Origin of the sequence: Yoonia sp. (assembly GCF_036770585.1) — a bacterium.
In the GTDB taxonomy this organism is placed as follows: domain Bacteria; phylum Pseudomonadota; class Alphaproteobacteria; order Rhodobacterales; family Rhodobacteraceae; genus Yoonia.
In genome coordinates this window covers 1-11,175 of the sequence record NZ_DAIPIW010000078.1, presented here as the reverse complement: position 1 = coordinate 11,175, position 11,175 = coordinate 1, and the positions used below count along the sequence as shown (strand labels likewise).

8 protein-coding genes and 1 tRNA gene are annotated in these 11,175 nt (G+C 63.1%); 8 read left to right on the top strand and 1 reads right to left on the bottom strand.

The window, feature by feature from the left end; translation table 11 throughout:
- Window positions 1-58: 58 nt before the first annotated feature.
- Window positions 59-135: transfer RNA gene (locus V7N12_RS12000), tRNA-Asp, on the top strand.
- Window positions 136-314: 179 nt separating this feature from the next.
- Here V7N12_RS12000 and V7N12_RS11995 read toward each other — a convergent pair.
- Window positions 315-1,688, bottom strand: coding sequence for a M20/M25/M40 family metallo-hydrolase (locus V7N12_RS11995; protein ID WP_333714826.1), 1,374 nt, complete (start codon window positions 1,686-1,688; stop codon window positions 315-317).
- Between the two features lie 244 nt (window positions 1,689-1,932).
- Here V7N12_RS11995 and hemA point away from each other — a divergent pair, with 244 nt between their 5' ends.
- From hemA to V7N12_RS11960, 7 genes are all read left to right on the top strand, one after another.
- Window positions 1,933-3,156 (top strand): 5-aminolevulinate synthase, encoded by a 1,224-nt coding sequence (hemA, locus tag V7N12_RS11990; protein WP_333714825.1) that lies wholly within the window; start codon window positions 1,933-1,935, stop codon window positions 3,154-3,156.
- A 113-nt stretch (window positions 3,157-3,269) separates the two neighbouring features.
- Window positions 3,270-4,463 carry a helix-turn-helix domain-containing protein gene (locus V7N12_RS11985; protein ID WP_333714823.1) on the top strand — a complete coding sequence of 398 codons (1,194 nt, stop codon included), beginning with the start codon at window positions 3,270-3,272 and terminating at the stop codon, window positions 4,461-4,463.
- 80 nt (window positions 4,464-4,543) lie between these two features.
- Complete coding sequence (ispG, locus tag V7N12_RS11980; protein WP_333714822.1) at window positions 4,544-5,671, top strand: flavodoxin-dependent (E)-4-hydroxy-3-methylbut-2-enyl-diphosphate synthase; 1,128 nt, start codon at window positions 4,544-4,546, stop codon at window positions 5,669-5,671.
- A 12-nt stretch (window positions 5,672-5,683) separates the two neighbouring features.
- Entirely contained in the window at window positions 5,684-6,829 is a 1,146-nt protein-coding gene (locus V7N12_RS11975; protein WP_333714820.1) for a pyridoxal phosphate-dependent aminotransferase, read from the top strand.
- Entirely contained in the window at window positions 6,826-7,914 is a 1,089-nt protein-coding gene (locus tag V7N12_RS11970) for an N-acetylmuramoyl-L-alanine amidase (RefSeq protein WP_333714818.1), read from the top strand. Before V7N12_RS11975 ends, V7N12_RS11970 begins: the two co-directional genes overlap by 4 nt.
- 128 nt (window positions 7,915-8,042) lie before the next feature.
- Window positions 8,043-10,559 carry a penicillin-binding protein 1A gene (locus tag V7N12_RS11965; RefSeq protein ID WP_333714816.1) on the top strand — a complete coding sequence of 839 codons (2,517 nt, stop codon included), beginning with the start codon at window positions 8,043-8,045 and terminating at the stop codon, window positions 10,557-10,559.
- Window positions 10,560-10,630: 71 nt separating this feature from the next.
- Window positions 10,631-11,175, top strand: a 545-nt coding sequence (locus V7N12_RS11960) for a PCRF domain-containing protein (RefSeq protein ID WP_333714814.1), incomplete at its 3' end; no start/stop codon positions are given.

The window sequence follows — 11,175 nt, the reverse complement described above, 5'->3', positions numbered from 1 at the left end:
TGAAGCTGTCTTTTGCCGTTGACGGGACAGAGCACCACGATTATCCCGCACCTCACGCGCGGTTGTAGCTCAGTCGGTTAGAGTACCGGCCTGTCACGCCGGGGGTCGCGGGTTCGAGCCCCGTCAACCGCGCCACTTTCCCCAGACTTGCGATATTCGTTTGCTGCTTGGCAGCTTAGACCTGTCTTTGGGGTTATCATGGTTTTGCCGATTTCTCTAGACAGGCGAACGGCACGAGGACGCACCTCGCGCTGCGATGCGGACGGCGAATAGCGGCAAAGCCCCGCAGACCCGACAGACCGCGGTTCTTTGCCTTACCCCGTCATCTTCTCCAGTATCCGCACCCAGCTTCTGATGCCCTTGTGGAAGGACGACAGGTCGTATTTCTCGTTCGGGGAATGGATCTGGTCGTCGTCCTTGCCGAAGCCGATCAGCATGGCGTCCATGTTCAGGATATCCTTGAAGTATCCCGCAATCGGGATGGATCCGCCGCAGCCGACAAAGGCGGCCGCGTTGGGCCATTCGTCGGACAGCGCCTGCCGTGCCTGATCGAAGGCGGGGTGGGTCGTGGTCATGTGCCCTGCGGGACCGGCACCGTGGTCGCGCCATTCCACCGAACAATCGGCGGGGATCATCTCTTCCACCATTTTGCGGAAGTTCTTGCGGATCTGATCCGGGTCCTGCTGGCCCACCAGGCGAAAGCTGATCTTGGCTGTGGCCTTGGAGGGCAGCACCGTCTTGAACCCGTCGCCGGTATAGCCCGAGGTCATGCCGTTGACCTCGCAGGTGGGGCGCGACCAGATCATTTCCAGCGGGCGGCGGCCTGTCTCGCCTGCGGGGATCGACAGGCCGACCTCGCCCAGAAATGCCTTTTCGTCGAAGCGCAGGTCATCCCAGGCGGCGGCGAGTTCGTTCGACAGGTCCGGCACGCTATCATAGAAGCCGGGCACGGTGATGCGGCCTGTCTCGTCGTGCAGCGATGCGATGACGCGGGCCAGCACCCGCGCGGGGTTCATCGCGAGGCCGCCATACATGCCCGAGTGCAGGTCCTTGTCGGGGCCGGTGATCGTCAATTCCTCGCCCAGCAGCCCGCGCAACTGGGTGATGATCGCCGGGGTGTCGTCGTCGTAAAGGCCGGTGTCGCAGATCAGCGCGATATCGGTGGTCAGTTCCGCGGCGTTCTCTTTCATGAAGGGGATCAGCGAGGGCGAGCCGGATTCTTCCTCGCCTTCGAAGAACATGGTGATCTTGCAGGGCAGGGTGCCGTGGACGGCCTTCCATGCGCGGCAGGCCTCGACGAAGGTCATCAGCTGGCCCTTGTCGTCGGATGACCCGCGCCCGCGGATGACCTTGCCGTTGGGGGTGTCTTCCAGTTGCGGATCGAACGGGTCGCGGTCCCAGAGGTTCAGAGGATCGACAGGCTGGACGTCGTAATGGCCGTAGAAAAGGACGTGCGGGCCATCGCCATCCGCGTGACCGACGACCATCGGGTGCCCCGGTGTCGGGCGCTTGTCGGCCTGAAAGCCGATGCTGCGCAGATCCTCGACCAGCCAGTCGGCGGCGGCGTCACATTCGCCCTTGTAGGCCGGATCGGTCGAGATCGACGGGATCCGCAAGAGCGCCAGCAGACGGTTCACGGAAGCGTCGAGGTCTTGATCGACGCGGGCGAGGACGGGTTCAAGGGTCATGGCGGCACCTTTCGATATGCGTGTCCGCGCGAAGGGTTGTCCGCTTTGCCCCCAGCGTCAAGCGGATGCGGGCGGAGTTGATACATATCAAGGAAGCCCCGCGCCGTTCGCGTCATGCCTGTGCATGGTGGAGCGACACTTTGTAACGTCTTGTTCGTGGGGGTCGCGCCCTATATGACCCTTAGAACGATTCAAAGGCGACCTCGGAGTGGTCGCTTTGAGACGAAGACGAAGGACGACGCCCTTGGACTACAACGCCCGACTGGACACTGCGATTGCCCGCCTGCATGAAGAAGGCCGCTACCGCACCTTTATCGATATCGAGCGCAAGCGCGGTCAGTTTCCCCATGCCACATGGCGCAAGCAGGACGGCAGCGAGGCACCGGTCACGGTCTGGTGCGGCAACGATTATCTGGGCATGGGCCAGCATCCGGTCGTGCTGGAGGCGATGCACGAGGCGATCGACGCCACCGGTGCAGGGTCGGGCGGGACGCGCAATATCTCGGGCACGACGGTCTATCACAAACGCCTCGAGGCCGAGCTTGCTGACCTGCACCAGAAGGATGCGGCGCTGCTCTTCACCTCGGCCTATATCGCAAACGATGCAACTTTAAGCACTTTGCCCAAACTCTTCCCCGGGCTGATCATCTATTCGGATGCGCTGAACCATGCCTCGATGATCGAAGGTGTGCGCCGCAATGGCGGGGCCAAGCGGATTTTCCGCCACAACGATGTCGCCCATCTGCGCGAGCTGATCGCCGCCGACGACCCCGCGGCGCCCAAGCTGATCGCCTTTGAATCGATCTATTCGATGGATGGCGATTTCGGCCCGATCGAAGCGATCTGCGATCTGGCCGATGAATTCGGAGCACTGACCTACATCGACGAGGTCCATGCCGTCGGCATGTACGGCCCGCGCGGTGCCGGTGTGGCCGAGCGTGACGGGCTGATGGGCCGCATCGACATCATCAACGGGACCTTGGCCAAGGCCTATGGCGTGATGGGCGGCTATATCGCGGCTTCGGCGAAAATGTGTGACGCCATAAGGTCTTATGCGCCGGGGTTCATCTTTACCACATCCCTGCCGCCCGCTGTCGCTGCGGGGGCTGCGGCCTCGGTCCGGCATCTGAAAACGGACGAGGCCCTGCTCGTGCGCCACCAGACGCAGGCGAAGATCCTCAAGCTGCGTCTGAAGGGGTTGGGCCTGCCGATCATCGACCATGGCAGCCATATCGTGCCGCTGATCGTCGGCGACCCTGTGCATACCAAGAAGCTGTCGGATATGTTGCTGGATCAGTTCGGCATCTACGTGCAGCCGATCAACTTTCCCACCGTGCCGCGCGGGACCGAGCGTTTGCGCTTTACCCCCTCGCCCGTGCATGGACCGCGTGAAATGGATGCACTTGTCGGCGCCCTCGATCGGCTTTGGTCACATTGTGCGCTGAATCGCGCCGAGCTTGCGGGATAGCCGTTTCTGCCTGTGCATAACTTCTATGGGCATGTTAACTTGGGCTAACGCGCTGATGCCACGTCGATTCGGTCGAGGCCTCGGTGCTTGGGCAGGAAGCGACGGGACAGTCGATGATCGGGAAATCCTTCAGACGCGATGACGCGGAAGGGACAGTCGTAACCAAAGGTTTCGACGATTTCGATTTGCGTCTGGGTGATCTGATGCGCGGCGAGCGCGCGACCATGGGCAAAAGCCTGCTGGACGTGCAGCGTGAGTTGAAGATCAAGGCCGCCTATATCGCCGCCATCGAAAATGCCGACCCCACCGCTTTCGATACGCCGGGCTTCGTGGCGGGTTATGTGCGGTCCTATGCCCGCTATCTGAACATGGACCCGGACGAGGCTTACGCAAGCTTCTGCAGTGAAAGCGGCTTTGTCACCGCCCACGGGATGTCCGCCGAGGCATCATCGCGCAAATCCAAGAGCTTCGATCCATCCAAGGCCCCGATGGGCAAGGATATCTTCACCAGCTCGGCCACGCCTTTCGTGCCCGCCGGCGATGCCGTCTTTTCGGGGATCGAGCCTCGGGCCATCGGGTCGGTGCTGGTTTTGCTGATCCTGATCGCGGGGCTGGGCTATGGCGGCTGGACCGTGCTGCAAGAGGTGCAGAAGGTGCAGTTCGCGCCGATCGACCAGACACCGGTCGTGCTGTCCGAGCTTGATCCGCTGGCCGGTGCGACCAATGCCATCGAGCCGAAAGACGCCCTGGCCCCGATGCAGACCCCGACGATGGATGTGATCGACCGGCTTTACCGCCCGCAAGCGCTGGACGTGCCGGTGCTGGTGGCGCGGGATGCGCCGATTTCGACGCTGTCACCTTCCACGATCGGTGCTTTCGCGCCTGCGCTGGCGACCCCGTCGCTGTCGGACCTGACCGGGATCGATCTTGCCGCGGCGGATGCGCCTGCCATTCAGGTTGTCGAAGAACCGATTTCCGAGGTTCAGTTGGTTGCCGTGCGTCCGGCTTGGGTGCGGGTGCAGTCGGCTGACGGCACGATCATCTTCGAGGGTGTGATGGCCGCGGGCGAGAATTTCACCGTCCCCGCCACCGAAGAACCCGCGGTGCTGCGGGTCGGTGAAAGCGGGGCGATGTATTTCGCCGTCAATGGTGTGCATTACGGGCCTGTCGGGCGCAGCGGTGTCGTGACCTCGAATGTGGCGCTGACACCCGAAAACCTGACCGGAACCTATCAGGTTGCCGATCTGACTGCGGATGCCGATCTGGCCGAGATCGTGAATGTCGCCGAAGTGACCGCCGATCAGTAATCGCGGCAGAGCTTCGCCTTGCTGCCATGCGGCCAGCGGCCTAAACTGGCGCTGAACGATACGCATCAGGAAGCGAACCGATGTCCCTTAACCACATTCGTCCGTGGCGCAATATCTACCGCCGCAAGTCCCGTCAGATCATGGTGGGCAATGTGCCTGTGGGCGGCGATGCGCCGATCTCGGTTCAGACGATGACGAACACGCTGACCACGGATGTCAAAGCGACGATTGCGCAGGTGCAGGCCGCGGCCGAGGCCGGTGCCGATATCGTGCGCATCTCGGTGCCGGACGAGGCGTCGAGCGCTGCATTGAAGCAGATCATCCCCGAGGTGACGGTGCCGATCGTGGCGGATATCCATTTCCACTACAAACGCGGGATCGAGGCCGCCGAGGCCGGTGCCGCCTGTCTGCGGATCAACCCGGGCAATATCGGCGACGAAAAGCGCATCAAAGAGGTGATCAAGGCCGCGCGCGACCACAATTGTTCGATCCGCATCGGTGTGAATGCGGGATCGCTCGAAAAGCATCTGCTGGAAAAATACGGCGAGCCCTGTCCCGACGCGATGGTCGAAAGCGGGATGGACCATATCAAGATCCTGCAGGACAACGACTTTCACGAATTCAAGATTTCCTGCAAGGCCTCGGACGTCTTCATGGCGGCGGCGGCCTATCAGCAACTGGCCGATGTGACCGACGCGCCGATCCATCTGGGCATCACCGAGGCGGGAGGTCTGACCTCGGGGACGATCAAATCGGCCATCGGGCTGGGCAACCTTCTGTGGATGGGGATCGGCGATACGATCCGCGTCAGCCTGTCCGCCGATCCCGTGGAAGAGGTGAAGGTCGGGTATGAGATCCTCAAATCCCTCGGCCTGCGCCATCGCGGCGTGAATATCATCTCTTGCCCCTCCTGCGCGCGGCAGGGGTTCGACGTGATCAAGACGGTCGAGGCGCTGGAAAAGCGGCTGGAACACATCAAGACGCCGATGTCGCTGTCGATCATCGGCTGTGTCGTCAATGGCCCCGGCGAGGCGCTGATGACCGATGTGGGCTTTACGGGGGGCGGTGCGGGGTCGGGCATGGTCTATCTGGCCGGCAAGCAAAGCCACAAGCAATCCAATGCCGACATGATCGACCATATCGTCGCACAGGTCGAACGGAAGGCCGCAGAACTCGAAGCGGCAAGCGCGCAGGACGCAGCGGAATAAAAAGGGCAGGGCATGCGCCAGTCAAAGCGCGGGGATGTCGATCCCTTCATCGTCATGGACGTGATGGAGGCCGCGCGTCAGGCCGAAGCGGCGGGTCGGCATATCATCCACATGGAGGTCGGCCAGCCCGGCACCGGTGCGCCGGAAGCCGCGAAGCGCAAGCTGATCGCCGATATGTCCGAACCGCTGGGCTATACCGTGGCGCTTGGCCTGCCGGAACTGCGCGCCCGCATCGCGCGGCATTATGGCGAGTGGTATGGCGTGGATCTCGATCCGGCGCGGGTGGTGGTGACCAGCGGGGCCTCGGGCGCCTTCCTTCTGGCGTTCTCGGCGCTGTTCGACAATGACGCGCGGGTGGGGTTGGGGACGCCCTGCTATCCGTCCTATCGCCAGATCCTGAAAGCCGTCGGGCTGACGCCGGTGGATATCCAGACGACGCTTCAGAACCGGTTCCAGCCGCAGCCCGGCGATGTGGCGGCGCATGATCTGGACGGGTTGATCGTGGCCTCGCCGGCGAACCCGACGGGGACGATGCTGGACAAGCCTGCGCTGGCGGCTTTGGCCGCGGCTTGCGCGGCGCATGGGGCGGCTTTCGTCTCGGACGAGATCTATCATGGCATCGACTACGAGACCGCGCCGGTGTCGGCCTTGCAGGTCACCGATCAGGCCTATGTGGTCAATTCGTTCTCGAAATACTTCTCGATGACCGGCTGGCGCGTGGGCTGGATGGTGGTGCCCGCAGATCATGTCCGCCAGGTCGAGCGGCTGGCGCAGAACATGTTCATCTGCGCACCGCACGCGGCACAGCGGCTGGCCCTGCATGCGATGGACTGCACAGACGAGCTTGAAACCTTCCGCGAGGTCTATCGCACTAACCGCGCGTTGATGATCGAAGGGTTGAAGGCGGCGGGGCTGACGAAATTCGCGCCGCCGGACGGGGCGTTCTATGTCTATGTGGATGTCTCGGAGCATACCGATGATGCCTTGGGCTTTGCGGCTGAAATCCTTGAAAAGGCAGGGGTTGCGGTGACACCGGGCCTTGATTTCGACGCGCGGCGCGGCCACCACTGGTTGCGGTTTTCCTATGCGCGGGGCACGGCGGATATCACCGAGGGTCTGGCACGTCTGGCGCGGTTCATGGCGCAGCGAACGGCATGATCCGGCTGGCGATCCTGCTGATCTGGACTGCGGGGGCGGTGCTGGCGCAGACGCCGGTCAATCTGGTCGGCACCGACGTGCGCGAGACGCGCGGCGGGCTGGACCTGACCCTGACCCTCGATGCGATCACGCCCTACCGGGTGTTCACGCTGGACGATCCCGCACGGCTTGTCCTTGATCTGGAGGCGGCAGAGCTTGCCTCGCTCGATGCGGCCGCTTTCCGCGCCACAGACCTGATCGCAAGGGTCAGGTCCGGTCCGCTTCGCCCCGGATGGTCGCGGATGATCTTCGATCTTGCGGGTCCGCTGGCGCTGGATCAGGCGGGGATGTCGCGCGACGGCGATGCGGTGGTCCTGAGGCTGCGTCTTGCGACCGTCTCCGCCGAAGACTTCGCCGCCCGATCCGGTGCGCCACCCGATCCCGGATGGGATCAGGCGACGGATTTTGATCCGGCAGCGGCGCGCAGGCAGGCCGCGCGCGAGGATTACCTTGTCCTGATCGACGCGACCCATGGCGGCAGCGATCGCGGGGTCATCGTCGGTGACATCGCCGGGGCTGACCTGACGCTGATCATGGCGCAAGAGCTGGCAGCGCGGCTGAACCGCCGCGAGGGGATCAGCGCAGCACTGACGCGACAGGGCGATGATTTTGTCACCCTAGAGGCGCGGCGCGCAGCTGTGGCACGGACGGGGGCCGATCTGGTGCTGGTCTTTCATGCCGAGGCGCGCGGGGACCGGGGGTTGCGGGTGGCCAGTTATCGCGCAGGCGCCGCTGAGGTAGACAGCCGCGCCGATGATGTGATCGGCACCATTCTGGGTGAGCTCGCCAGCGCCGAGACGACACCCCAAAGCGACCGGATTGCCGATGCGTTGGTCGCGGGTTTTTCGCGTTCGGCTGTGCCGGTCGCCCGCGACCCGCGCCTTTGGGTCGATCTGCCCATGCTGCGCGATCTGGGCGTGCCTGCGGTCGCCGTGCTTCTGGGCGATCTTGACAACCCCGAGGACCGCGCCTTTCTGGCGGCACCCGAAGGACGCAACGCGCTGGCCGAGGCCATCGCCGCGACGGTGGATCTGCTGGCGCGGTAGGGCGGCTTCTCAAGGGAACGTGAAGTCACGGCTGGCAATCATGCGCGGCAATGCGCATATGGCCTTTTGACGGTTCATGCCCCACGGCGTATAAGTCTGGCCAACCCTGTTCGGAGTCGTGTGACCCTTTGCTACGTTTCTTTCTTTCATTCCTCGGTGCCATTTTCACGATGCTGACCCTTGGCCTTGTCATGGGGGCGCTTGGTCTGGGCGGGATTCTCTATCTCTATGGCCGCGATCTGCCGAGCTACGAGACCCTGTCGCAATACACCCCCAAGACGATCAGCCGGATCTATTCCGGCGAGGGCGAGATCATCGACGAATTCGCGGTCGAGCGGCGTCTGTTCACCCCGGCCGAGGAAATTCCCGATATCGTCAAACAGGCTTTCATCTCGGCTGAGGACAAGAATTTCTACGACCATGCCGGTTTCGACCCGTTGAGCATGGTCTCGGCGCTTTATGATGCCGTGCGCTCGCGGGGGGAGAACCTGCGCGGGGCCTCGACCATCACGCAGCAGGTGATGAAGAATTTCCTGCTCGATGGCTCGCGTTCGGTCGAGCGCAAGATCAAGGAGATCATCCTTGCGGTGCGCATCGAAGGGGCGATGCCGAAAGAGCGGATCCTGGAACTTTACCTCAACGAGATTTTTCTGGGCCAGAACAGCTTTGGCGTGACGGCGGCGGCGTTGACCTATTTCAACAAGCCGCTGACGGAACTGACCGTGGGCGAGGCCGCCTATCTGGCCTCGCTGCCCAAGTCGCCCAGCAACCGCCATCCGGTGCGCGACCGCGAGGTGGCGATCTTCTGGCGCAACAACACCCTGCGCGAGATGTATGAGAACGGCTATATCGATGCCGCAACGTTCGAGGCCGAACGGAACGCGCCGCTCTTGTCGGTGCAGGGCGGCGATTATGCCGACTTCCGCGACACCCTGCCGGAGCGGGACTATTTCACCGACGAAATCCGTCGCCAGCTGAGTCAGAACTTCGGCGAAGAGGAATTCTTCTCGGGTGGGCTGTCGATCCGCGCCACCATCGATCCCGATTTGCAGGTGACCGCGGCCCATGCGCTGCAACTGGCGCTAGAGGAATACGACCGCGAACAGCAGGTCTGGCGCGGCACGGGCGCGGTGCTGCCGCCCGAGGCGCTGGCCGATGAGGCAAGCTGGCGCGCGGCGCTGGCTGCGGTCAACGTGCCGCGCAATGTCACCTTGGGCGGCCAGTGGTATCCGGCGGTCGTGCTGGAGGTCGCCGAGAACCAACTGACGATCGGTGTGGAAGATGTGACAGAGACCGAGGCCGAACCCTTCGTCGTGCCCCGCGCCGACATCCGCTGGACCATCGGGGATTTCTTCGACAATTTCACGCCCGGCGATGTGGTTCATGTCAGCCGCTTGTTGAATGACGACGGATCCTTTGCACGCTGGACCCTGCGCCAGATCCCCCAGGTGCAGGGGGCCTTCATGGCGATGGACGTAAATACGGGCCGTGTGCTGGCGATGCAGGGCGGTTTCTCTTACGAGCAGTCGGTCTTCAACCGCGCGACGCAGGCGCAGCGCCAGCCGGGGTCGTCGTTCAAGCCCTTCGTCTATGCCGCAGCCCTGGACAGCGGTTTTTCACCTGCGACCATCATCGTCGATGCGCCGATCACCGTGAACACGCCGCAAGGGACATGGCGTCCGCGCAACGCCTCGAATGAATTCTACGGCCCCACACCGATGCGCACCGGGATCGAGCAATCGCGCAACCTGATGACCATCCGTCTGGCCCAGGAGATCGGGATCGACACCGTGGGCCGCTATGCCGAGAGGTTCGGTGTCTATGACCGGATGACGCCGGTGATCTCGGCCTCTTTGGGGTCGAACGAGACGACGCTGTTCAAGATGGTCGCCGCCTATGCGATGTTCGCCAATGGCGGCGAGCGGGTGGAACCCACGCTGGTGGACCGCGTGCAGGACCGCTATGGCAACACGCTTTACCGCCACGACCAGCGCGATTGTCTGGATTGCGACGATGCGACCCTGCCTGCAGGCGAGGCACCGCGCATCATTTCCAACCGCAGCCGCGTGATGAACGAGATCACCGCCTATCAGTTGACCTCGATGTTGCAGGGTGTGGTTGATCGCGGGACCGCCAGCCGGACTGTCAACCTGTCCGTGCCGGTTGCGGGCAAGACGGGCACGACGAACGACGCCAAGGATGTCTGGTTCATCGGCTTTTCGTCCAATATCGTCGCGGGCTGCTATATCGGGTTCGACACGCCGGAACCGCTGGGGCGCGGTGCCTCGGGCGGGGGCTATTGCGGGCCGGTTTTCCAGCGCTTCATGGAACAGGCGATCGCCGAATACGGCTCGGGCCCGTTCCGCGTGCCGCGCGATTGCCAGTTCATCAATATCGACCGCTTCAGCGGTGCCCGCCTGCCCGATGACGTCTCGGGCCCCGATGTCGTGCGCGAGTGCTTCCGTCCCGGCGAAGAGCCGCTTTTCGGCATCATGTTCGATGGCGGCTTTGCCATGGCGGCCGATCTGCCGCTGTTTGACGAAGTGCAAAGCCAGAACCGGCAGGTGACCACCTCGACCGGCGAGACGGTCACCGTCGGCGAACGGGCGACCTTCGGCACGCTTTCTTCGGGCGGTCTTTACTGACGTCGCTTGTGGCGGCTGACTGCCGGTTGTAAGACCTCCCCCGCAAGACCACGCAAGACGATAGGTGCCTGATGCGCGCAGAAATCCAGAACACTGTCGATGCGATTGAAAAATCGCTTGGCCTTTTGGCGCAGCGGCTGGACTACGAGACGGCGGGGCACCGGTTGGAAGAATTCAACGCCCGGGTCGAGGATCCGACGCTTTGGGATGATCCCGAGGCCGCGCAAAAGCTGATGCGCGCGCGGCAGTTGCTGGTCGATGCGATGACCAATTATGAAGGGATCCGGCAAGAGCTGTCCGACAATCTCGAACTGATCGAACTGGGCGAGATGGAGGATGACGCCGAAGTCGTGGCCGAGGCCGAGACGGCCTTGGTCGCGCTGAAAGCCAAGGCCGCCGAAAAAGAGCTGGAGGCCCTGCTGGATGGCGAGGCTGACGGCAACGACACCTTCCTTGAAATCAACGCGGGCGCGGGCGGCACCGAAAGCTGCGACTGGGCCAATATGCTGGCGCGCATGTATGTCCGCTGGGCCGAAAAGAAGGGCTACAAGGTCGAGTTGCAGTCCGAACAGCCGGGCGAAGAGGCGGGGATCAAATCCGCCGCCTACAAGATCAC